A 21,878-nucleotide genomic window follows, 5' to 3' on the forward strand; every position below is an offset into this window, starting at 1 on the left:
CATAGTTCCCAATCAACTATTATCAGGCATCGTTTTTTGGTCGGCGCATCGTTGCTACGTCCAACCATTTTACCAGCATCGGCAGGCTTAGCCCCTGCCCCACTAACGTAATAAGAACCACAACGACCGATATAAAAATAATAGCATCTCGTTGTGGAAACGCACTGCCATCGGCTAACGTAACAGGCAAAGCCAAGGCTGTGGCCAGCGACACAATGCCTCTCATACCCGACCAGCTAATAATCAGACTGTTTTTCCAGCCGAGCTGGGCCGCTTCGAGCCGACTATCGCCCGTTTTTCGGAACGCCCGGTCGAGGTTGATTTTTTGCAGAAAAACCCGACCCATCCGAATAGCCAGTGCCACAATACAAATCAGAAAACTGTAGCCAATCAGTGGTAGAATATCCTGTCTTTCAATATTTTCCAGTACATAAGGAAACTCGATCCCGATCAGTACAAAGACCAGTCCGTTCAGGATAAATACGATTATTTCCCAGATATTTCTCGATTGCGCTTTGGTGCTGTCGGGAAAAAGTTTCGGCTCGAACCAGGAGATTCTAAGCCCCAAAACAACAACCGCAATAACACCCGATACGTGAATTTCTTCGGCAACCAGATACGTAATAAATGGCATGAGCAACGTGAGACTGATGACCACCATATTGTTCTTTGGAATTGGTGGAAGTATAATTTCCAGCACTTTACTACATATAAATCCGACCAGCCAGCCACCAACAATCAGTTGTAAAAACTGCAAACCAGCTTTCCAGAACACAAACGACGTACCGCCTACAGCCGCCACTGCCAACCGATAGGCAATCAGACCCGACGCATCGTTAATCAGGCTTTCGCCCTCAAGAATCGTCAACGTTTTCCGTGATAAACCCAATCCTTTAGTGATACTCATAGCAGCAACAGCATCGGTTGCTGACAAAATACCACCCAGCACAAATGCCAGCGGCCAGGTCATGTTCGGAATGATAAAATACGCCAGCACGGCAAGCCCGCCCGCTGTCATAAACACTAGCGCAAAGGCCAGTGAATAGATCGTATTTGCGTTGTTTCTGAACTCGTTGAACGAGATATTAAAAGCCGCATCGTAGAGCATAGGCGGCAGAAATAGCAGAAAAATAATTTCGGGGTCAAGCTCGATTTTAGGCATTCCCGGAATAAAACCAACTGCGATTCCGGCTGTTACGAGTAAAATTGGATAAGGCAATCGAATTTTATCGGCCAGCGCCGAAAGGCCAATCATAACGGCCAGTACAAATAAAATAATGCTGTAGTTTTCCATAAACGCTACATTGCTACGTCTGAAATCCGCTTAATAACAACGTGGTGACGAATTCGCTACGTTGTTGTTGAGGGCTGTTACGTTGAAAACGGCTAGTTTTCGTTTCAAACAAACGCACTGAGGTTCAGAAAGCCAAATTTTTGACGTACTACGCCAGATGCTCATCAGCGATCCATTACATCTTTGATATTCATAAAAAGGCCTTTGTCTTTGTTATAAAGTCACAACGGGCGAGCCTCCATCTTTGCTTCATCAATTTACTAATCAAGAAAGCAACATGGAAACGCAAAACACCACAATTCAAGTCCCTGCCCGCAACACCGAAAGTCCTTTTAGCCAGATGCGGGGTGCGCACGTCGCCGTTCGTGTGCCCGACTACGAAGCCAGCAAAGAATGGTACATGGAAAAACTCGATTTCCGACTCATTCACGAATGGCCTTTTGGCGACCTTCAATTGGCGTATCTGGCACCAGCCAACGACGACAATTTCTGGGTAGAGCTACTCGCAGGTGGTCAACCCGACAAACCGGCCGATTACACCGATTTGAATGAAAGCCTTCACCCAGCCGGTTATCACCATTTTTGTATCGACGTACCGAGTGTAGACGATACGTTACGTGAACTCAGCAAACGGGGTGTTACGTTAGTCGGCGAACCATTTAATCTGCCTGCCATTGGCAAACGACTGGCCTTCATTTCGGACCCTTGGGGTAACTTGATCGAATTCGCCGAACGATTGAGGTAAGGTTAATTTTGATTGTTGTAAATTCTGGAAAGGGCCATTACCAGCAAAGCGGCCCTTCCGAGTAGGGTTCTTAATTCGAGCAAATCGCTACGTGTCATAGCACCAAACAACGTAACGTTCAGCACTTGCTGCACATTGGTTATGGTCGACGTAGCACCGGTTTTGGTGGGCAATAGCTTCCAATCGAATGCCATAACCGAATCGTGAAGCCGGTGAAATTCGTCGGCAGTCAGGTACCGAAACAACGCACCAAACCGGAAACTGTACCAAAGTTCGCAGTTGGCATATAACACGATTTCGCCCTGCGATGTATGTGCCAACCGAAACGGGCCTTCTGTCCATTTGCTCCTTTCTGTCATGATTCAGCACAGTTAAGGAACGTAGCAGTCTACCACCCCGCAGTTGCTACGTTCCGTTACGTATTTGCAGTCTATTTACTGAACATCAATCACATACGTAGCACAACGCCAGACGGCCTGATACGGCTTGCTATTTTGTTCGCCAGTTGTTTTTTCCGTTTTCGAGGCTTCAATCTTGTAACGACCGGGCCAAACAGGCGTAAATTCTGCTACACCCTCAGCATTGGTCACAATTGAACGATTCCAGCCGCTTGGCGATGACACGGTAATGTGCAGTTTTTCGGACGGTTTTTCCTTGAAAAAACCAGCCAGCGAAATGGGTTTTCCAACCTTGTAAGCTTTACCAAACTGGGTTTCTGCTACGTTCAGCTCGTTTGGATGATTCGTTGGCGCCGTTGCCGATTTTCCGACCGTTACGGCTGCCGTGGCGTTGAACTGGTATTTGGTAGTACCACCCAAATCTTTGGCTCCGTGACCAACGGCCAGTGTATAAACGCCGTCTTTTTCGGGTGTAAAATCAGCCGTAAAACGATCCTGACCGGGCGTAACCGTCAGTTTATTTTTCTGACCATCGGGACCAATTAACCAGAGTTCAAACTCCTTTACGTCGGAATACCAGTCGGCCACTTTTTCGGGGTTCTCGTCTGGTTCGGCATAGAGAATCGTGACGGTTTGTTTCTGGCCTTTTTGCCCTACGGGATTGGTTTCAATCCATAACGCATGAGCATATACGTTACCTAAAAACAGTGTGGATAGAAGTATGGTAAGAATTGATAGTCGTTTCATGGGAGGTTGTCTTAAAATGAAAAAATCAGGTTAATCTGCTACGTTAGCCAGTCGGTCTACCTGTTACGTGTCGACGTTCCAGCAGTTGGATTGATGGGCCGAAAAGGCGGATTGATGGCTACCGCCGATTCATTAGTAATTGGTGAAAACTGTACAACAGGTTCCTGTGGTTTCGGCGTCTTTACGGGTCTATTGCCACCGGGTTTGAAGGCTGGTTTGGGGTTATCGGTATCACCCCCAGCAATTGGCTGCACTTTCGCTTTTGAATCCTTTTTCTTACCTTTTTTCGGACGTTTCCCCCACCATATAATGAAGCCGGTTATAGGCAAACTCGCCCCGATCAGACTAGCGAAAAACGCCAGAAACTTACCCGGTAAACCCAGAATCGAACCAACGTGAATATCGTAGTTCATGCGCCGGAGTTTATCGCCAAAATCAGCTTTCGAATACGGCTGATCGAATACGGCCCGACCGGGTAACTGCTTCAGCGTGAACTGATCGAAGCTATACGAGCGGATATCATAAAATTTGTCGGCTGATGGGTAAACCGTTACGTAGATCAACGATTTGCGCTCGGTCGGGTCAGGAAAGGTCAGGTAAAATCCTTTCGAATCGGGGTTGTCATGAGCCACTTTCTGCCACGCCAGATCGGCAGCCTGAGCTGGAGAATACGGCCGTTTGTTCTGTATTGTATCCGAAAAAGCCGGTTTGAAATCTGGCAACACTTTTCCGCCTGAAGTAGTCCAGTAAAGTCCTTTGCTAAACCATTCGATTCCGTAAACCATACCCGTCATGCCGATAGCGGCCAGAAAAAGCAGCGAGTAAAAGCCTAGTACGTTGTGCAAATCGTAGTTTACCCGTTTGGTCGATCCGTTCCATTTAATGGCAAAGCTACGCTGACGGGTGCTTTTGTTCCATTTCCGGGGCCACCACAGCACCATGCCCGTGATGAGCGTAATGACAAAAATCAACGTACTGTAGTTGACAATTGGCCGACCAATTTTAAACGGTAGCCACAAAAAGCGGTGGCCGTTCAGAATCCAGCGAAAGAAGTTAACCTGCCCTTTTTTACGTTGCTCTTTGCTGATGATTTGGCCTGTATACGGATTAACTTTCAACGTACCGCCTTCTTTGCCACGGCCACCGATGGTCAGCTCAACGGCTTTTCCCTGATGGTATAAGGCATAGGCAGCACGCTTTCCGGGATATTCCTTCTCGGCAATAGCCATGAGCTGCGAAGGCCGTAAAATCTCTTTGTTCTGCCGTGCTACGTGCGATTCTGGCTCTAGAAAAATGTCGGTGATTTCTTCCTGAAACACCCAGATGCACCCGGTCAGGCAAACAATAATCATTACAATACCGGTGACGAGTCCCAGCCAGAGGTGCAGCCAGGCCGAGATCCGGTAAAAGAGTGACCGGGATGATTCTTTCTTTTTGGCGATTGAGCCCATAGGTATAAGTTTTTTCTGTTCTGCATAAAACCCCACCCTAAATCCCTCCCCCGTAGGGTGGGGTTTAGGGTGGTTAATCCTGTCGAAAAAAACTATTGTACAGTTTTGTACGTCAAGCGATTAATACCCTGAATGCTACCACCTTCCACTTTCAGCCCACGCGTTGCTTTAGCCGTCGATGCGTCGACCTGATAGATATAGCTGGTGCCATCGGTGAGAGTCAGGCCGATATAGCCCGTTTTTCCATCGAGTGGCGAGTAGTTACTACGTGCCGACACAGCGTTGATTTCGGCAACTGTTGGCATACCATCTACCCATTTGAATGTCTGATTGTACACATTGACAATGGCCAGTCGTTTGCCCACGGCATACGCACCTTTCTCCGATGCATTGGTCATGGTCAGAATCACATTTCCCTGTCCAACATAAAGTTGCGTGGTCAAATTGTAACCACCCGACGCTTTTTCTACGTCGAAATAGTAGCTCTTGTCAAACTCGGTTGTACCAGCTTTGATACGGGTAATAGCCGATGGTTTGGTGGAGCTTGCTTTACCGCTGTTGGTAGCCACAGCCGACGAGAACGCATACACGTCTTTCTGCTCGTCAACCGCAAGGCCGTCTATGAAGTAGCGGCCGATAAAGCTTGTCCGGTTGTCTTTGATGACTTTCTCCACCTGCAAACCGGGATACGACAGAACGGCAACCCACGCGCTGTCAGGATAGCTGGTTCCGAATACGTCGGGCGATACGCCTTTGATGCTCATGTACGGCGCATATACTTTGTCGCCAACCTGCGTTGCCCACGTAAAGTGCGCCCGTTCACCATTTTTAGCCAGTTGCACAATGTTTACCTGCGCTTCGCCTACTACTTTCGACTGCTCGGCATTGATCCGGTAGAACGACGCGCTTTCGTTACCGCTACGTGGTATTTTCACCGTCACGATATCGTCTTGAACAGGCGCAAACACCTGAACCGTTTCAGCCTGAAAGTCAGACACTTTCTCTAATTTTCCAGCAGCGTTCAGGTTATACGTAGTAACAGCACCCGGATTGCCCTGACCGTATAGAAGGCTGAAGAAACGGTTTTTGTGGGTGATGTAATAGCGATACGTACCGTCTTGCTCAATACCTGTTCCCTTAGTCGAAACAGTTCCTTTTGACAACGTATCGGCGGTGAGCAGATAATCGGCAACGCCAGTCGAACCAATTGGTAAAGCTGCGATGACGAAACGTTCTTTCGATCCATCGCCGGTTTGTCCGCCAGTTCCGGGCGTAACGGGTGTTTCATCTTTTTTACAGGCAGTCAGCGAAAGGCCAAGTGCCAACGCCGTTATTAGGTATTTATGGTTATAAAACATGGTTGTATGAAATTGAAAATGATTAGTTACCTACGAAGTATCTGAGTTTCACATAGAAGCCACGGCTGGGCTTTTGCAGACTGAAGTTGTCGTACAACTTACTGTCGAGCAGGTTTTTACACTCCAGACCGATGTTGTATTTGCCATTGGCCAGCGCGTACACAAGGTTGACATCGTGGGATAGCTGTTCGGGAATATCGAGCTTGCTTTGCCCCAGACTTGGCCAGTAGAGGTAGTACGCGTGAACGTAGAGCAGGTTGTAACCGAAGGTTAGCGAATTGCCAGCACCGCCCACGTTACGCAAGAATATGGAAGCATCGGCATTGCCAAACATGAACGGCATATTCGGAATACGGTCGCGGAAAAGCGGACTTTCGCCGGTAATACCATCCTCAAAACGCGTGTTGTTACGTAGATTCTGATACGTCAGGTTCATACCCGCCGTGATGAGTCGCTTGTACGAATAGCGGATTTCACCATCGAAACCCAGATTCGTTACGTCGGCCAGATTATCCATGACCTGCTTGGTCTGGTTGTTGTTGAGCCGGGGACGGATAAAGCCACGTGCATCACGATAAAGCGCATTGGCGGCAAAATTGAAGCGGTGATTTTTGGTCAGATTTGTCAGGTAGCTGAAACCAACGTTATAGTTGTAGCTGGTTTCGGGTTTCAGATTGATGTTGCCCTCCAGATTTAGCAGATCGCCGTAGAGTTCGTCGGTTTCGGGAAGCCGATAACTCTTTTCATACGAGGCTTTTAGCTGTAAATTCTTCTGAAGAAAATACGACGTAGCAATCCCGTAGCCCAGTTGATTGAAACTGTTTTTCTGGCTCATATACGCTACGTCGCCAAAGTTGCCCGACGGATTATACGTAATGCCGTACTTATTGTTCTGCGAGAAATGCTTCACAAACAGCGATGTATTCCAGCGGTCGTTATAGTCGTATTTGTAGCCAACGCCCAGTACGTTTTTGGTATTAACACGCGGCTGTTCGTAGTTACGGTTGCTCGGGTTCAACTCATCAAAACCCTGCCGATTGAACGTATTGAATACGTTGTTGATGCTAATCGACTGTTTTTCAGAAATCTGAAAGCTGGCGTTGGCTGTTACTAACCCGTTGTTGTTGCGGAATTTATACAGTGATCGTTCGCGCTCGCTGCCTTTTCCTTCGTATTGTTTAAACTGCTGAAACCAGTTGTAGCGACGGTACACCGTATCGACATTCTGCTCCTGCCCAAGGTTGAAATTACCCGTCAGTCGAACATTCAGCCCTTTCACAAACAGGTTGTCTTTCTGATACCGGAAGCTCGGCATCACGATATTTCCCTGCCGATACCAGTTTCCGAACACGCTCACCATCCGCGCACCTGTCTGAATCTCAGCCCGGTTCTGGCCCAACGTAATACCAAAGAGCAGCTTATCGGCATATCGCTTGCCCACTAGTCCGATGTTGGCGACTACAGTTTCGTTCCGATACGTATCGTGGAACCGACGAACGCGCTGATTTCGGAAATATTCGCCCGTGTTGATATCCGCTACGTCGACCGTTACCCAATAGTTGTTGTTCGAATAATTCTGGAAGGCATTGATCTGAAACGTAAAACCCGATTTGGTGGTAATACCTGCGTTTACGGCACTACGGTGTGTATTGAACGAACCATAAGAATAGGATGCATCGACGTAGTTACGCTGCCGACTTCCGGTTACAATATTGACCGCACCACCCAGCGCATCGGAACCTAACCAAATGGGAACCACCCCTTTATAAACATCGACACGCTCGGCCAGATTGATCGGAATGTTGTTCAACTGGAACGACGAACCGAAGTTATCCATTGGAATTCCGTCGATAAAAAATTTCACCTGACGACCCGAAAATCCGTTTAGCGAGAAATTAAAGTTTGAGCCAACGCCACCCGATTCCCGAACTCGTACACCCGATACCCGGTCGAGTGCGTGCGATAAATCAAGCGTTGAGTTATGTAGTTTTCCGGCGTCGATGGCCGTTACGTTGAACGCCTGCCGAGCCACTTCTTTGGCGTCGCTACGTCCGATAACCGACACTTCGGTGAGCTGAACATCGTCCTGTTCAAGGGCTAAACTGTGGCGTGTGTTCTGGTAAATTTTCAGCGTTTTCACCTGCTCTCTAAACCCCACCGACCGAACACGCACCTGATATTCGCCATGAGAAATTCCCGTTAACGTAAAATGACCTTTATCGTCGGTAATGGTCGATTTTTTCAGGCTTTCGACCACAACACTCGCTCCCGGAATCGTCTCTCCCGACGATGCACGCACGGTTCCCGAAAGCGAAAAACTACCACCGTTCTGCGCCCACAAAGGAGTCGATACCCAAATCAGAATCCCTAAAAAGGAAAGTATACGTTTTTGCACAATAGGCATTTTACTATATATTTGACATTTATTTAGACTAATTATAAACAATTGCAAAAGTATATGACGAAACGTATTCAAGATGCAGAAACAGGTATGCCATCTGCATTTTGTCCTGTTTTCAGTAAATCTGATACTAAGGTTTAGCGGTTAAATCCTTATTCTGAAGGAATTATGAAAAAGAATATAGCGGCTTCTAACAAGCCAGAAAAGAACACAATCAACTCATTATCAAAACATAAGAAATCTAATAACGTTAACACGAACGGTGGAAGCACCTTAAACACTAACAAGAAAGTCCCTCTACGAAAAATTCAATATTATGAATTAGATAACGTAACGCTTCACTTCCAGCAACTGACCGCTGCAACTTGCAATCCGGTCGATATCTGGCTTGATCAACCGTCTATTCAGATGATTTTTGTGCTTGAGGGCAAACGTAGTTACCAGCCACAGCCAGGCTACGGTCCAGTCTGTCAGCTCACGGCGGGGGAGCATTGTCTGGGATATTATACGGCAATGAAAGGGCAACTTCTTTACGACCCTGAAATGCCCTATTTTTCGGTTGATATTGTGCTCCCGGAAGATTACCTGCGCAGTATTTTTCAGGACGACCTGACCCAATTGACGAACTTCGGAAAGTCGATTGAGAAGAAGCAGTCGGTTTTGCTGGGGAATCGGTCTTTCCCGTTGACACCCGCTCAAAAAGAGGTATTACTGGCTATGCGTGACTGCCAACTGACGGGGCAGTTGCAGAAACTTTTTCTTGAAGGAAAATTACGGGAGCTACTAACGCTGCAAATCGCACAATTTCAGGAAAACCAGTTGGGACAGCATGATACGCTGAATCTGGAAGGCGTCGATACGTTTTATACCGTTCGCGATCAGCTCAACCAAAACCTGATCAATCCACCGTCGCTGAAAGACCTGACGCTACTGGCGGGTATGAATCGAACCAAGCTGATGAGTGGTTTTAAAGAACTATTCGGGAAAACGATTTACGGCTACGTGTCGGACTTACGAATGGAACGCGCCAAAGAATTGATGATCAGCGACAAACACATAAAAGTTGCCGACATTGCCCGACGGGTTGGCTTTAAAAATGCAAACAATTTTTCGGCCGCTTTTAAAAAGAAGTTCGGCTACTCACCTAACATGTTTCGGTAAAGGCGAGTCTGATCGCTACCCTTAAACCCTTTATTCGGGTGCAATAGCTCCTTCGAAACCAAGGGTCATGGGTGCTTTGAAATCGCCCGTATTGTACACTCCGTTGGGTTGAAGCGATACGTTACGGCACTTCACATACAGAAATCCGTTTACCTGCGATACCTGCACCATGCCACTTTCGCTACTCCATTCTTTTATTTTCTGCCCCGATACGTCACTAAACGATACGTGCACTTTTTTCTGTCCCGGATTGCCTTCAGCAGCAACCTGATACGTACCAACAGCCGGTTTTTCTGTCCCGAAATCAAACGCCAGGACGTATAGTTTACTACTCGTGGTTGCTGTTAGCATGCCTTGAATAACGTCAAATCCACCTTTATACCCATAGGTTGTTTTAGGGGTGTTGGCCACTGTAGCCCGAAGTTCGCCGTAATTGTACCAGCCATTCGGCCCTGCATAGAGCTTGCTTTTCGGATTTGTGAAACGGTCGTCAGAGGCCGGTGGTACATTCGACCACGTATCAACTACATTCGTTGTTTTCTGACCATAGGTAGTAACCGAAATGGCAATCAGAATAAAGCTATATAAAATGGTGTGTGTCATAAGTTTTCGAATTGTTACGTTGTGAGCGTCTATCGTACCTAAACAAATCCGAAACGGTCTTCTATTTACTTGCGTATGGATAAATTTCGAACGTAACAGGCTTACCAATAAATCGTTGCAGATGTTGAATAGACGTATCGAATGCGCTACGTTGCGCATCGTTCAGAGGCTGAAAAAAGTGCGCTTTTACATCCATTGCTTTAGCGCCTACACTACGTTTCCACATACCAATAATTTGCCCATCGGCCATGATTAAATTATCGAACGCGGGCAATCCTTTCGACTCGTTTTTGAACAGCATCGACGGGCTTCGGTCTTTGTAACCCATGATAAATTCGTCATAAATCGGCAGCAGATACAGTTGCTCGGTTGTAGAGATAGCCAACGGCGCTACGTCAGAAAAATAGTAATCGCCGGCCTTAGTCAGATTGGTTTTCGCCAATTCCACCCCTTTGCGACAATCGGTTACAGTGAGTCCCGACCACGTAGCAAAATCATGGATGGTAGCTGGCCCTCGGCTGTTAAAATATCGTTGCGCAAGTTCAGCCAGCGCTTCTTCTTTACGCAACGCAGCAACCGGTTTAACCCGCTCATCGAGCAGCGCATACGTAAACTGATTTCCGGCACGCGGGCCGCTACAAATCAGGCCATCCAGTTCGGCCTGCATCATAATACAGCTAAGCCGGGCATCTGAAGCGTCAATACCAGCCAGCTTAAACGCCTGATTCAACACATTACGGGTCAGGAACTTACCGCCTTCAAGCTGCCGAATTATGATCTCGTTGCACTGATTGAACAACGACGAATCGAGTTCACATTTTCGGTACATGTAGGCATTAACAGCGTGCACACGCGGAGCCGTTAGCTGTAGTAACCAGCGAATATCGTTTGCCGAGACCAGATGCCAGGTTGGCCGTAATACATGAGTACGTAGCAAGGCTCCAGCCATTAAATCCGCTTCAATATCGGCATCCGTTATCTGAGGCAGACGTAACCCAAGTCCCCATTTACTTTGGGCATATTCCTGTCCTTGCACGGCACCCAACCAGCTTACCAGTTCAACGGGTGTTTTCAGATTAGTGCCAGTAAATTGTTGATTAATCAGGCGAAGTCGGGCAATGTCTGCTACGTTCATATGCTTGGTTCTGCTTGCTACTACGTGAATTGAATAGACGGATACTAACCACTACGTATATGACAGTCGGGATCTATGGGATTAGGCCACTAAACGAAAGTTAGTCAATCCGAATGAGTTTCTTTCGCTGATCAAAGCGCACAACATGATCTTTTAAGAAGGCGGTTCCGATACTGATCTGATGAATTTTGTCAGAATAATAGATTTTCTGGTTGGTTAGCCGTAATCCGCCTAGCACAATCTCGTCCTGCAAAATGGCTTCCTGCAAAACAAAACTGGTATTACCTATCGTAATAACCTGCTGATTGGCAGTATCGGTATACTGAAGACCCCTCAGCGACGATTTCGGGAAAAGTAGGGGTTGATTCGAGCCTATATCCAGATTAAACGCCATTACGTTAGAGCCAATCGTGCCCGACACAACGAATGCTTTTGAGTACGGAAGAACACCTTTTGTCTGGCGAGATAAGGTATCTTTCGTAACAGTCCACTGGTGGTTAGGGCCATCGATGGTGACTAGGTAACCATCAAAGAAATTTTGTCCAATCAGGCCATCCGTTAACTGCGTCTTAACAACAGGATTGTACTCATCAACAGCCAGTTGAAGTGCAGAACGACTGATATTGCCCATACTAAGCTGATTAACACCTACCAGAAATTCCCGCTTTATTTGATTACCGGACGTAATCTGCTGAAACCCTAAAATATTCAAACCCAGCTCTTTAGCCACACGTCTATCTATACGAGCCATTCCCGTAACCCCAGAATTTAATAAGAAATTATAAGGTCCCCGTCCATTGATCTTGACAGGAATATACATCAGATTATCCCGAACGGTAAGCAGCGTAGGTTGTCGATTGGATTGTCCGCTGGCCGTATAACCGACCAATAGAACGAACACAAAACGAAGCAGAATAAACACAGGCACAGGGTTGAACTGATTCAGCTAAGCAACAAAAGTAGCGTTGAGTGCCTTCATAACGCTTCAAGAACAAAAGTTTATATCAAACCCGAATCTTTAAATAGTTTGTAAATCGCCATCGAATGACCATGCCCCAACTCAAAATCTTCTTTCAGCCAGGCTACGATGGCTCCGGCTTTTGTACCGGGTTTGAGCAGTCCTTTTTCTTTGGCGATTTGGATGAAATCGTCGGGGCCTTTGCCGGTTTTCGCCCGAATATTGTCGATATAGGCTTGAAAAGACATACGTAGCAGCGGGTAATTGTTCAGTTATATGCTTTGTAAAAATGGCTAATTTTTACCACTAAACGGGGCAGCTAATCACAAAACTTTGCATATCACATTTATACACAGATCGTTATGCAACGCAGAAAATTTCTAACATCAGCACTGGCCATTCCAGCCTTATCGGTACAGGCCGAGACCGATTCAACCAGCGACACTAAACCATTCGTCGTGAAAGCGGGGGATGCTCGCTTTGGCGTTCATACGCCATATCGGGGTAATAACGGGAACGACATTAAAATATCTGGCAAAGACACAAATGGACAACTCGCTGTTTTTGAGTATATTGGCCGAGAGAAAATAGGACCAACGCTGCATATTCATCACGATCAGGATGAGCTGTTTTCTATAATCGAGGGCGAATATCTGTTTCAGATTGGTGATAAGCAATTTACGGCCAAGGCAGGTGATACAGTCTTTGCTCCACGGGGTATCCCACACACCTGGATTCAGTTGTCAGACTATGGGAAGCAGGTTTATATGGTGCAACCAGCGGGTAAGATGGAAGAGTTTTTCCTGAAAATGAACGAATTGAAAGGGCCACCTTCCGAGGAATTTGCCCAGAAGATGCACAAAGAACACGGCATGACCATTGTTGGGCCACCGTTAACGTTGAAATAAGAATCGGTTTATCGGGCTAAACACGTATCTTTTTATGGATGGAATTTTCGACTATCGACCGCCCCACCCAGCTCTGCGCGAGTATGTGCGATTATTCCAGATTGTAGGCTGCGAGTTTCCAGCTTCCATGCCCGTTTTGCCCGTTAAATCGTACTGGCCCCGCGCTGAAAACTGCCTCACTTTTTTTCCAAGAGATCCCGAAAAAGTAGAATACGGTTTTGATGGCAAACCAATCGAAAGTCCCCGTTCGCGGGTGTGTGGTCAGCACTCGATTGCCACAAACCGACACGTTGGGCGCGATTTCATGATTTTCCAGATCCAGTTTCAGCCGGGCGCGCTTTATCAACTTACAGGTATTCCGGTGCATGAACTTACCAATACCATTGTAGATGCCGAAGCCGTTTTCCCGACCGAAATCAGTCGGATCAACGAGCGATTAAGCTATACCAAACACTACACCGAAATGATTCCGATTGTAGAGGATTTTCTCTACTTTTTAATCAATCGGGCCAAATACAAACACCTCCGCCCCATCGACAAAGTCAGCCGTTATATTCTTCAGAATCCGTCGGACATTTCCATGAACTGGCCCGGCCTCGACTGGCTTGCCGATCAGGCTTGTTTATCGCAACGTCAATTTTATCGGCAGTTCATGGAGCGGGAAGGGGTAAGTCCGAAATTGTATAGCCGCATTGCTCGTTTTGAAAATGCGATGAAATTAAAAAACGCGCGGCCAAGTCTCGACTGGCTCAGCGTGGCTGTCGAGTTGGGTTATTACGATTATCAGCACATGGTTCGCGACTTTAAAGAATTCACCCAACTTACGCCCAACGCTTTCTACGAAGCCGAAACTAAAGCGCCAGAACGTGTATTTGGCGTTGCCGAAACCTGAGTTCTTAATGGCCGACTAGCTCGTATTGGCGTCATCGCTACCACTAATTGCGATCAAACGTATCAATAAATGCTGTGCCATAAGCGCCCTTACGACGTAACAGCCACCAACGATGCTGCCGGAAATTGCTTATCTTTAGGCAAACCTCTGTCTGCTTTATCCGTGGTTTTCTTTCCGCACATACAACCCCATCCGGCGCTACGTCCTTATGTGCGGCATTATTTACTGCTACACGTACTGTTAGACGACGTAACTACCGCTCAACGTATCAAGCCAGTTCCGCCCGACGCCGATCAGTCGCTTTTCTTCTATCCACGTAGTGTCGCCAAAACCGTTGTTAATCGCAATGGGGAAACCCGAGCCAACCCGTCAAGTATTTTTGTGGGGCAACAAACGTCGCGGATTAATATACTTCATGGCGAAGATCATCTGATTATTCAGGTTTGCTTTCGGCCGGGATTTCTGTATCAACTGCTTGGCGGAATGCCAGCTACTGAGTTTCAGGGGAAGGAAATCGATGCGGAATGCCTGATGGATGCTGGAATGAAGGAATTAAATAATCGGTTGCGGGAAGAAACCGATCATCGTCGCATGATTGATCTTATCGAAGCATACCTGCTTAAACGGATTGATTCATTAGCCCGTAGTTTGCAACTGGAACCGATTGACAAAGCGATTCTGGCAATAAAAGAAACGAATCAGTTGCTTTCACTCGACTGGATCGCCGATCAGGCTTGTCTGAGTAGTCGCCAGTTGGAACGCAAATTTCAGGAGCGAATGGGAATGAGTCCCAAGTTTTACGCCCGTATTGCCCGTTTTGATCGGGCTTTCAAACTAAAAGCCAGCAACCCACAACTTGACTGGCTCGACGTAGCATACGCTTGTGGCTACTTCGATTTTTCACATCTGATGCGCGATTTCCGGCAATTTGCCGAGGTTTCGCCCACCATGCTGATGGCTCAGAATACGGCTTCCCCCGGCGAGCGCAACCGTTTTTAGGGATAGAGAACAGCTCAAAAAGACAGTAGATTTGTGCGTAGTCTATTGGCAGGCAATCGTTTTTAGGCAAACGAAGAGCCTTTTTTAGTTAGATATTGACCGATATTGAACTGAATCCCCTCCAGTACGTCAATATCTTTGTGCCAGTCTTTCACCTGCCAGTCGCCCTGCGGAGTAGCCACGGTAACTTTCTTAGCCACAGTCGTAATCCAGATTATTTTCTCCACGCCAAAATTCAGTAGTTTCTGGGTTTTCTGGAAAATGTAACCATCCGTATCCACGTCAGCCGAATCGGCCGAAATATCGACTTCAATCACAATTTTGGGCGGCACTTGCGCATAAAATTCGTTAATAGCGTCGATAGGTAACGTAGCATTATCGAAAATGAGAATATCGCCCGCCAGATTAGTACGCTTATCCAGATGAATCCCTGTTTCGCTGGACAGGATTGTATACTGGTCTTCACTTAATTCTCTGAAAAGGAGTCGTTGAAGGTAAGCGACAATAAATGACTGTAATGTACTCGACCCTATAATTTCCGAAAACTTTTTTGTGCCTGCCAATACCTCCCGGTAGCCTTTGTAGTGAATTGGCTTACCATCCATGATTTCGTAAATGAGGTATTCGGGCACTTTGGTTTTGGGTCTTTTTGCCCGTACTCCAGATTTCGCAGCAATCATTTTCGTTCGTTTTCGATACGTTCAATATAGCTAAAATCCACCGAAACTCCTTTTTATAAGTCCAGCACGTAGTATTGTGATAATCGTTGACACAGGAGACAGCTTCGCCCGGCTGGGCCAAATCCGCTTGAGGAATGTCGTTTTTTTACATCTATCACGCCGACGCTACAGACTAGTTTTGGTGAGTAAACCAACACCCGTTTCTCATGCGATACGTATTGACGGCCTTCTTCATCCAGTTGTTTAGCCTTGCGGCCATTGCGCAACAACCCGACCTGATTCTGACGAATGGGCAGATTTTCACGTCGGATACCAGCCAGTTATACGTCGAGGCACTGGCCATAAAGGGCGGAATCATTACGGCAATTGGCCGCACGACCGATATTGAAAAACTGGCAACCCGGCAAACCAAACGGCTCGATCTGGGTGGTATGCTGGTCGTACCCGGATTCAACGATGCGCATAATCATTTACCCGGTGGCCTAAAAGCAACCAAACTCGCCTTGACGGACATGAACCCGTCATGGATGGCCATTCAGGATTCGCTGAAAAAGGCTGTGGAGCGAACGCCCGAAGGACAATGGATTGAGGGAACGCTTGGTATAACGGTCGCTAATTCGCCGGAGGCCACCCGGTTCGTGCTGGACAAAATCGCGCCAAAACATCCGGTTCGATTGCTTTCGTGGTGGGGGCATGTCGGATTATATAACACGCTGGGATTACGAGAAATGGGTATTGCCGACGATCAGCCCGACCCTAAAGGAGGCTTTTACGAACGAATGCCCGATGGCAAAACCCTCACGGGCAAAGGCTATGAAAAGAACGCTTACTGGCCACATACCAGCTACGCAAAAATGGCTTCGTTACGCGACGAAAATGCCATGATCGGTGAATTTAAGGGTATGACGCAGGCATTACTTAAAGCCGGTATTACCAGCTATCAGAACATGTGTACGGGCGCTACAGCTACCGACTACGCTCGTCTCTGGAAAAAAGCGGGATTGCCGTTTCGGCTTCGCCTGATCCGCTGGGGTGATATGAACCCCGATGGCAGCCTGAGTATTCCGGCTAAAGATCAGCCTAAAACAACGCCTGATCTGCCGTTGCTAACCATTAGCGGCACGAAATGGCTGCTCGAAGGTACTCCCCTGGAGGGCGGTGCCGAACAGGTTGAACCCTACCCCAATCGGCCCGGCTGGTATGGCCGAATGAATTACACCATACCCGAAATTGAGCGAATGTGTCAGGAAGCTGTTAATCGTAAAGACCAGTTGCATTTCCACATTGGCGGTACGAAGTCAATCGGGAAATTACTCGATCTGATGGCAGCTATGCCTGTCGATTGGAAAGCACTACGTCCTCGTTTTGAGCATGGCGACGAAATCGACTACCTACCGGAATACATCAAAAAAGCACAGGACATGGGCATCATCATTGTACAAAACCCAACGCATTTTGCTCCGCTAGACGGCTTCCCGATGGGGCCGCCAGCCACGCATGGCATGGCGATGAAGACCTTACTGAACGATCATATTCCGTTGGCTATCGGGTCGGACGGGCCGTTTAATCCTTATCTGAATATTATGTTTGCTACAACCCATCCACGTCGGCCCAGCGAAGCCCTCAGCCGGGAGCAGGCAGTTATTGCTTACACCCGTACAGCCGCCTACGCCGAGTTTGCGGAAGATACCAAAGGAACATTAACAGTAGGCAAAGTGGCCGATCTGGCCGTTTTGTCTCAGAACATTTTCAAAGTGCCAGTTCCAAAAATGCTCCAGACCGAGAGTATACTAACTATGGTAAATGGGGTGGTTGTGTACGATGCCGGATTACTAAAAATCAACTAACTAAAAGTTTAAACTTGCTTTTACGTATTACCCCCAACCCCTGAAAGGAGCTAAAGCTTGATTATTCTCAACTAAAGCCCCCTTCAGGGGGTTGGGGGTAATACGTAATCCCTACATGAATTAGTATAATTTCAGCCCATCCAGTACAATTACAGCCTATGCCTACCTTGTTTTATCAGGAAATTATGTTTGCGTAGGCTTCACTTCACTATCCAGCACGAACTCGTCATCCACTACGTTCGTTTCAGCCAATTGTTGCGCTGGCCTTTTTCGAAACCAATTGGCTAATGCAGAGCCCGTTACGTTCTGAAGGGGACCAAAAATAGCCGAAGCTAAACCCACCGTAGCCACTTTTCCCATTTGTAGAGCCAAGCCGGTTGCTACGCCACCGTTTTGCATCCCAACTTCAAAGGCAATGGTTCGGCGGTCGCGTTCAGGCAAACCAAATAAATAGGCGGTAAAATAGCCTACGCTCAAGCCAATCAGGTTATGCAATAAACACGTAACAATCAGCAAACCACCCACTGCCAACAGATTATCGCGTCCCGATGCCGTTATGATAACCGTATTGATGACGATACCCAGCATAGCCATAAACGAAAGCAAACTATCCAACGCAGAGCGACTGACGTTTCTGTTTTTCAGGATGATAGCACTCACCATTGGCAAGAAGTAAAACCAGAAAAATGAACTTAGCGTGGCCGTTAGAAAATCCAACGTATCCAATTTCATCACGAACATCATCACTATGTTCGTCAAAAGAATTACGCCCGCGAATCCCACAAGCTGAATAGTCCGCTCGCGAGCTGTTACGTTCCCGAAATAGAAGAGATTGAAGATAAAACCCGCCACAATCGGAATGATAATCATGTTCGTAATATCGACCATCATGTGCGCAATATCGACCGCTACGTATTGCCCGGCCAGCCACTTCATCAAAAAGGGCGTAACAAACGGCGACAGAATAGTTGAGCAGGCTCCGATAGTAACGGCCAAAGCCAGATTCGCTCCTGATAAATAAGACATTACGTTGGAGGCCATTGCACTCGATACGCAGCCAATCAGAATGACGCCACCGGCAATTTCGGGCGAGAAATTAAACAGATGCGACAAGCTGAATCCGACTAGCGGCATGACGATAAAGTGACAGCCAATACCGATAAAAACTCCTTTCGGCATTCGGACTACCCCTTTAAAGTCGTCGAAACTCATGTGGGCGCCCATACCAAACATTGTCAATTGCACGAAGGGTACAATCAGCCGTTTGAGCTGAAAATCGCCAACCGAAAAGAAGTATTGCGGATAGATCATCGCTACGCTTACAGCCGCTAGAATCCAGATCGTATACGAGAATCCTTTCAGTGACGCAAATCCACGAAAAGCAAGAGCAAGTCCTACCAGCCCGGCCAGCAACAACGGCCCGGCAACTGACTGATAGTCAACCAGCCATAACGTACCAGCAGCCAGCACAATCAGCAATGATAAAGTCAGCAACAAAAGCGCGAAACGATGAGTCATGAGCTTCTTCGGTGTCGTAGATGATTAATGCTCAATCAGTGCCGCCGGATATTCATGGCACAGAAAACAGATACGTGGCTCATCTTCCTCTATTTCTGGGAAACGAACGCCATAATCGACCAGAAAAACGTTGTCATTGTGGTCGTCGCATACGCTCGAAATCTCGGAACTGAGCGTGTAACCCACCCCATCGACTTGCCAACCAGTACCTTCTTCGCCCCAAAACTGGTGAATGGTACGTGGATGAATCGTCAGGCTTTCACCCGGTCGCAGACGCACGATTTCCCCCGGCCCCAGCCGTCGCGTACAGCCGTCGACCTGCGTAGTGAAAGTTTCCTGCGATGGGTTTCCATCCGCATCGGCTTTGGTCAACTGAACCAGTACGTTCCCTCCCGCCCGACAGATGATATCCTCTCGCTTCGACAAATGAAAATGCGCCGGTGCACGCTGATTTTCAGGATCAATGAGCCATTTCTCGGCGTATTGTTTGGGATAACCCGCTACGTTCATCCGCCCATTTCGGACGGTAAACAGGGTTCGGCCAATGTTATAAAAGTCCTTACTACCGAAATCCGTTACGTCCCATCCGAGCATACAATCTCTGATTTCGTTGTATTCAGGACCAGCCTCCAGCCATTGATCAACAGTCCAGTTAGCGAACGGTGGCAAATGAACCCCAAAATGAGCGATGACCTTTCTGGCCGTATCGACGCTGGCATTTATCATGGAGCGTTTTAAGTTCATGGAATTATGTGTTTCGTGATTTGTGACAATATTTTTTGGGCAGCAGCAAGCAGCCTGAACGTCCACGTCCGGGATTGAATCTTCTGTTTGTCTGCCCGAGCGAGGACGATCAGGCTACTTGTTAGCGGCTTTGTAATTCCCGACAGCTTCGGAAACGGTAATGGCCCGGTTGTAGACTGAAAGTTGTGTCAGTTGGCCAGTTACATCTTTACCAATCGTTAGTTGCGCGGCACCCGCCACCGATTTTAGATAAGGGCTGAAACGCCCCCAGCCAAACTGCCGTGACGAACCACCGTCGTTAAGTACTCCATCGATTACAAACGCTACGATTTTAGGCCCTCCATCCACGATGACACTGACATGATGCCGTTTATTTTCGGTTACCATGCCTTCATCGCAAGTCCATGACGATTCGGTTCGACCATCGTTCATGATTAGTTCAATCGTTTTCTGGCTGGTTGTCCGAACGCACCAACCTTTACCCGTACTGTCGCGTCCATCGACCAGAAGTTGATTAGGTGTTAGCTTTTTCAGCGTGAAGTCTAGCTCAACCGTAAACCCGTTTGGTACGTTCATACCCGGCTGTTCCAGTTTTTTGGTATCTCGTTTGTAAAATTCGGGCAATACCGGAGCCCCTACCGTTTGCGGAAAATTTCCTTTCTGATACGTCCAATCCAGAACCAATCCTTCTTTGGTACGAGTTTGATTTCCAAACTGATTCCAGAGGCCATTGAGCAGCTTTTCGTTAAGTGTATGGACACGAGCAATATCTTTCTGCGTCTCGGTAACGTAGTACGTTCCTTTGTCTTCGACCAGATCGGGGTAACTCATCCGAATCAGCGGATCATCGTCATACAGCAGAATTTCAGGCTGAGTCCACCGAATGATTTTCCCTTTGGGCGAATCGGCTTCAATACCCCCCATGAGCCAGGCCGGATTACGATCTTCGTAGGCCATGCTACGTCGGTTCGGATGCTCTCGAATAAAGCGTCCTCCGTGGTTATGGAACCAGTACAGAAACTTTCCATTCTCGCATTTCCAGACAAAATTGGCCGCTCTTGGGTGCTTCACTAATCGACCGTTGGCATAGGCCATGTATTGCGGTGGCTCCCAGGTTCGGCCACCGTCGCGGCTATACGTATAGGCCGGATGCCCGTCAATTGTGCGGTAGACGCAGAAAAACGAGCCATCGCTCAATACCGCAAAGCTTTGTTCTTCGGCGATAGGGCCACCTATTTTGGCAGGTGTTCGCAGACCAATATCGCCGTCGGGCAGGGTGCTCCAGTTGGCTTTGGCGGGGTCGCTGATCGTAAGCAGATCGGCGCTACGTAGTAAGGCTCCTTCGCTCGATGTAAAAAAACCGACGCCAAATCCACCGACTTTATGCACCGGAACAAAAGCAGCGCCTTTATCCGTAAACGCTTTTCCGACATTCCAGAAATACTGAATCTTGCCCCCATACGGATTCTTTCGGTCGATTTCAAAATTTCGAATCGGGATCGTAATTCGGTTGGCCGACCATGTTTTTCCGTTATCGTCGGAATATTTAAATACGAAATATCCCTGACTATCAACCCGTTTAACCAAACCATCCTGATACGGTGGATTATCGCCCTTTACGGCTCTGATATTATCCGTGTTGTGATTATAAAACACAAACACGCGACCCGATGGCGCCTTTAGCAGCACTGCATAAGACGCTTCAGGGCCATCTTCTGGCTCTACGGCCCGCTTATCAATCCAGGTTTTTCCCTGATCGAGACTCCGTTGGGTAATAATGTGCTGCCCTGATGCGCCTTCATGACCGGAGCCGGTTGTCAGTACGCAGAGCCAGGCGCCATCGTTCGTTTTAACGATGTAGGGCTGATCGCTATACGTAGCATCTGGAATGATGGTACCGGTAGTAATATGGCGGTTATCCTGAGCCTTTACTGAACAGACCAGCCATAGCCACAAACCAACAAACAAGTGTATTCTTCTGATAATAGGACGCATATAATCCGGATTCAATTTTGTTCACCAAAGCGATGCAAGAGTCT

The 21,878-nt window shown here is 47.5% G+C and carries 20 protein-coding genes; 6 read left to right on the top strand and 14 right to left on the bottom strand.

The annotated features are described in order from the left end of the window. Positions 1 to 22: 22 nt before the first annotated feature. Positions 23 to 1,294 carry a Na+/H+ antiporter gene (locus ACYVD4_RS15765; protein ID WP_460947284.1) on the bottom strand — a complete coding sequence of 424 codons (1,272 nt, stop codon included), beginning with the start codon at positions 1,292 to 1,294 and terminating at the stop codon, positions 23 to 25. A 277-nt stretch (positions 1,295 to 1,571) separates the two neighbouring features. On the opposite strand from ACYVD4_RS15765, the gene ACYVD4_RS15770 reads away from it, so the two are divergent. Continuing rightward, positions 1,572 to 2,039, top strand: coding sequence for a VOC family protein (locus ACYVD4_RS15770; protein ID WP_460947286.1), 468 nt, complete (start codon positions 1,572 to 1,574; stop codon positions 2,037 to 2,039). Positions 2,040 to 2,041: 2 nt separating this feature from the next. Here ACYVD4_RS15770 and ACYVD4_RS15775 read toward each other — a convergent pair whose 3' ends face one another. The 5 genes from ACYVD4_RS15775 to ACYVD4_RS15795 form a co-directional block, all read right to left on the bottom strand. After that, on the bottom strand, positions 2,042 to 2,398 hold the full coding sequence (locus tag ACYVD4_RS15775; RefSeq protein WP_460947288.1) for a hypothetical protein: 357 nt from the start codon (positions 2,396 to 2,398) through the stop codon (positions 2,042 to 2,044). Positions 2,399 to 2,473: 75 nt separating this feature from the next. Beyond that, on the bottom strand, positions 2,474 to 3,184 hold the full coding sequence (locus ACYVD4_RS15780; protein WP_460947290.1) for a DUF4198 domain-containing protein: 711 nt from the start codon (positions 3,182 to 3,184) through the stop codon (positions 2,474 to 2,476). A 56-nt stretch (positions 3,185 to 3,240) separates the two neighbouring features. Further along, positions 3,241 to 4,635, bottom strand: coding sequence for a PepSY-associated TM helix domain-containing protein (locus ACYVD4_RS15785; RefSeq protein ID WP_460947292.1), 1,395 nt, complete (start codon positions 4,633 to 4,635; stop codon positions 3,241 to 3,243). A gap of 92 nt (positions 4,636 to 4,727) precedes the next feature. Continuing rightward, positions 4,728 to 5,993, bottom strand: coding sequence for a DUF4374 domain-containing protein (locus ACYVD4_RS15790; protein WP_460947295.1), 1,266 nt, complete (start codon positions 5,991 to 5,993; stop codon positions 4,728 to 4,730). A gap of 22 nt (positions 5,994 to 6,015) precedes the next feature. Beyond that, positions 6,016 to 8,397 carry a TonB-dependent receptor gene (locus tag ACYVD4_RS15795; protein ID WP_460947297.1) on the bottom strand — a complete coding sequence of 794 codons (2,382 nt, stop codon included), beginning with the start codon at positions 8,395 to 8,397 and terminating at the stop codon, positions 6,016 to 6,018. 165 nt (positions 8,398 to 8,562) lie between these two features. Between ACYVD4_RS15795 and ACYVD4_RS15800 the strand changes: the two genes are divergently transcribed. Next, positions 8,563 to 9,555, top strand: a complete 993-nt coding sequence (locus tag ACYVD4_RS15800) for a helix-turn-helix transcriptional regulator (protein WP_460947299.1) — start codon at positions 8,563 to 8,565, stop codon at positions 9,553 to 9,555. 30 nt (positions 9,556 to 9,585) lie between these two features. On the opposite strand, the gene ACYVD4_RS15805 is transcribed toward ACYVD4_RS15800, so the two are convergent. The 4 genes from ACYVD4_RS15805 to ACYVD4_RS15820 form a co-directional block, all read right to left on the bottom strand. Then, the gene (locus ACYVD4_RS15805; RefSeq protein WP_460947301.1) at positions 9,586 to 10,158 is read right to left on the bottom strand and encodes a hypothetical protein; all 573 of its coding nucleotides are present in this window, start codon (positions 10,156 to 10,158) and stop codon (positions 9,586 to 9,588) included. Between the two features lie 61 nt (positions 10,159 to 10,219). Beyond that, positions 10,220 to 11,293 carry a winged helix DNA-binding domain-containing protein gene (locus ACYVD4_RS15810; RefSeq protein WP_460947303.1) on the bottom strand — a complete coding sequence of 358 codons (1,074 nt, stop codon included), beginning with the start codon at positions 11,291 to 11,293 and terminating at the stop codon, positions 10,220 to 10,222. A 100-nt stretch (positions 11,294 to 11,393) separates the two neighbouring features. Then, positions 11,394 to 12,215 carry a retropepsin-like aspartic protease gene (locus ACYVD4_RS15815; protein ID WP_460947305.1) on the bottom strand — a complete coding sequence of 274 codons (822 nt, stop codon included), beginning with the start codon at positions 12,213 to 12,215 and terminating at the stop codon, positions 11,394 to 11,396. 77 nt (positions 12,216 to 12,292) lie between these two features. Beyond that, positions 12,293 to 12,499, bottom strand: a complete 207-nt coding sequence (locus tag ACYVD4_RS15820) for a DUF4287 domain-containing protein (RefSeq protein ID WP_460947307.1) — start codon at positions 12,497 to 12,499, stop codon at positions 12,293 to 12,295. A gap of 114 nt (positions 12,500 to 12,613) precedes the next feature. On the opposite strand from ACYVD4_RS15820, the gene ACYVD4_RS15825 reads away from it, so the two are divergent. The 3 genes from ACYVD4_RS15825 to ACYVD4_RS15835 all read left to right on the top strand — a co-directional run bounded on the left by ACYVD4_RS15825 (position 12,614) and on the right by ACYVD4_RS15835 (position 15,050). Next, the gene (locus ACYVD4_RS15825; RefSeq protein WP_460947310.1) at positions 12,614 to 13,159 is read left to right on the top strand and encodes a cupin domain-containing protein; all 546 of its coding nucleotides are present in this window, start codon (positions 12,614 to 12,616) and stop codon (positions 13,157 to 13,159) included. 34 nt (positions 13,160 to 13,193) lie between these two features. Then, complete coding sequence (locus ACYVD4_RS15830) at positions 13,194 to 14,051, top strand: helix-turn-helix domain-containing protein (RefSeq protein ID WP_460947312.1); 858 nt, start codon at positions 13,194 to 13,196, stop codon at positions 14,049 to 14,051. 69 nt (positions 14,052 to 14,120) lie between these two features. Further along, complete coding sequence (locus tag ACYVD4_RS15835) at positions 14,121 to 15,050, top strand: helix-turn-helix domain-containing protein (protein WP_460947314.1); 930 nt, start codon at positions 14,121 to 14,123, stop codon at positions 15,048 to 15,050. A gap of 62 nt (positions 15,051 to 15,112) precedes the next feature. Here ACYVD4_RS15835 and ACYVD4_RS15840 read toward each other — a convergent pair whose 3' ends face one another. Continuing rightward, positions 15,113 to 15,730 (bottom strand): Uma2 family endonuclease, encoded by a 618-nt coding sequence (locus ACYVD4_RS15840; protein ID WP_460947316.1) that lies wholly within the window; start codon positions 15,728 to 15,730, stop codon positions 15,113 to 15,115. Between the two features lie 206 nt (positions 15,731 to 15,936). Here ACYVD4_RS15840 and ACYVD4_RS15845 point away from each other — a divergent pair, with 206 nt between their 5' ends. Beyond that, positions 15,937 to 17,577, top strand: a complete 1,641-nt coding sequence (locus ACYVD4_RS15845; protein ID WP_460947318.1) for an amidohydrolase — start codon at positions 15,937 to 15,939, stop codon at positions 17,575 to 17,577. 183 nt (positions 17,578 to 17,760) lie between these two features. Here the strand turns inward: ACYVD4_RS15845 and ACYVD4_RS15850 are convergent, their stop codons facing one another. The 3 genes from ACYVD4_RS15850 to ACYVD4_RS15860 all read right to left on the bottom strand — a co-directional run bounded on the left by ACYVD4_RS15850 (position 17,761) and on the right by ACYVD4_RS15860 (position 21,834). Beyond that, on the bottom strand, positions 17,761 to 19,095 hold the full coding sequence (locus tag ACYVD4_RS15850; protein ID WP_460947320.1) for a bile acid:sodium symporter family protein: 1,335 nt from the start codon (positions 19,093 to 19,095) through the stop codon (positions 17,761 to 17,763). Positions 19,096 to 19,119: 24 nt separating this feature from the next. Continuing rightward, positions 19,120 to 19,839, bottom strand: coding sequence for a D-lyxose/D-mannose family sugar isomerase (locus ACYVD4_RS15855; RefSeq protein WP_460947322.1), 720 nt, complete (start codon positions 19,837 to 19,839; stop codon positions 19,120 to 19,122). Positions 19,840 to 19,953: 114 nt separating this feature from the next. Further along, complete coding sequence (locus tag ACYVD4_RS15860) at positions 19,954 to 21,834, bottom strand: LamG-like jellyroll fold domain-containing protein (protein ID WP_460947324.1); 1,881 nt, start codon at positions 21,832 to 21,834, stop codon at positions 19,954 to 19,956. Between the last annotated feature and the right edge of the window lie 44 nt (positions 21,835 to 21,878).

It is taken from the genome of Spirosoma daeguense, assembly GCF_054776875.1.

What these genes read in the sequence shown, in the direction of transcription:
- ACYVD4_RS15765 (WP_460947284.1), bottom strand. Translation starts at nt 1,294, where the DNA reads ATGGAAAACTACAGCATTATTTTATTTGTACTGGCCGTTATGATTGGC.
- ACYVD4_RS15770 (WP_460947286.1), top strand. Translation starts at nt 1,572, where the DNA reads ATGGAAACGCAAAACACCACAATTCAAGTCCCTGCCCGCAACACCGAA.
- ACYVD4_RS15775 (WP_460947288.1), bottom strand. Translation starts at nt 2,398, where the DNA reads ATGACAGAAAGGAGCAAATGGACAGAAGGCCCGTTTCGGTTGGCACAT.
- ACYVD4_RS15780 (WP_460947290.1), bottom strand. Translation starts at nt 3,184, where the DNA reads ATGAAACGACTATCAATTCTTACCATACTTCTATCCACACTGTTTTTA.
- ACYVD4_RS15785 (WP_460947292.1), bottom strand. Translation starts at nt 4,635, where the DNA reads ATGGGCTCAATCGCCAAAAAGAAAGAATCATCCCGGTCACTCTTTTAC.
- ACYVD4_RS15790 (WP_460947295.1), bottom strand. Translation starts at nt 5,993, where the DNA reads ATGTTTTATAACCATAAATACCTAATAACGGCGTTGGCACTTGGCCTT.
- ACYVD4_RS15795 (WP_460947297.1), bottom strand. Translation starts at nt 8,397, where the DNA reads ATGCCTATTGTGCAAAAACGTATACTTTCCTTTTTAGGGATTCTGATT.
- ACYVD4_RS15800 (WP_460947299.1), top strand. Translation starts at nt 8,563, where the DNA reads ATGAAAAAGAATATAGCGGCTTCTAACAAGCCAGAAAAGAACACAATC.
- ACYVD4_RS15805 (WP_460947301.1), bottom strand. Translation starts at nt 10,158, where the DNA reads ATGACACACACCATTTTATATAGCTTTATTCTGATTGCCATTTCGGTT.
- ACYVD4_RS15810 (WP_460947303.1), bottom strand. Translation starts at nt 11,293, where the DNA reads ATGAACGTAGCAGACATTGCCCGACTTCGCCTGATTAATCAACAATTT.
- ACYVD4_RS15820 (WP_460947307.1), bottom strand. Translation starts at nt 12,499, where the DNA reads ATGTCTTTTCAAGCCTATATCGACAATATTCGGGCGAAAACCGGCAAA.
- ACYVD4_RS15825 (WP_460947310.1), top strand. Translation starts at nt 12,614, where the DNA reads ATGCAACGCAGAAAATTTCTAACATCAGCACTGGCCATTCCAGCCTTA.
- ACYVD4_RS15830 (WP_460947312.1), top strand. Translation starts at nt 13,194, where the DNA reads ATGGATGGAATTTTCGACTATCGACCGCCCCACCCAGCTCTGCGCGAG.
- ACYVD4_RS15835 (WP_460947314.1), top strand. Translation starts at nt 14,121, where the DNA reads ATGCTGTGCCATAAGCGCCCTTACGACGTAACAGCCACCAACGATGCT.
- ACYVD4_RS15840 (WP_460947316.1), bottom strand. Translation starts at nt 15,730, where the DNA reads ATGATTGCTGCGAAATCTGGAGTACGGGCAAAAAGACCCAAAACCAAA.
- ACYVD4_RS15845 (WP_460947318.1), top strand. Translation starts at nt 15,937, where the DNA reads ATGCGATACGTATTGACGGCCTTCTTCATCCAGTTGTTTAGCCTTGCG.
- ACYVD4_RS15850 (WP_460947320.1), bottom strand. Translation starts at nt 19,095, where the DNA reads ATGACTCATCGTTTCGCGCTTTTGTTGCTGACTTTATCATTGCTGATT.
- ACYVD4_RS15855 (WP_460947322.1), bottom strand. Translation starts at nt 19,839, where the DNA reads ATGAACTTAAAACGCTCCATGATAAATGCCAGCGTCGATACGGCCAGA.
- ACYVD4_RS15860 (WP_460947324.1), bottom strand. Translation starts at nt 21,834, where the DNA reads ATGCGTCCTATTATCAGAAGAATACACTTGTTTGTTGGTTTGTGGCTA.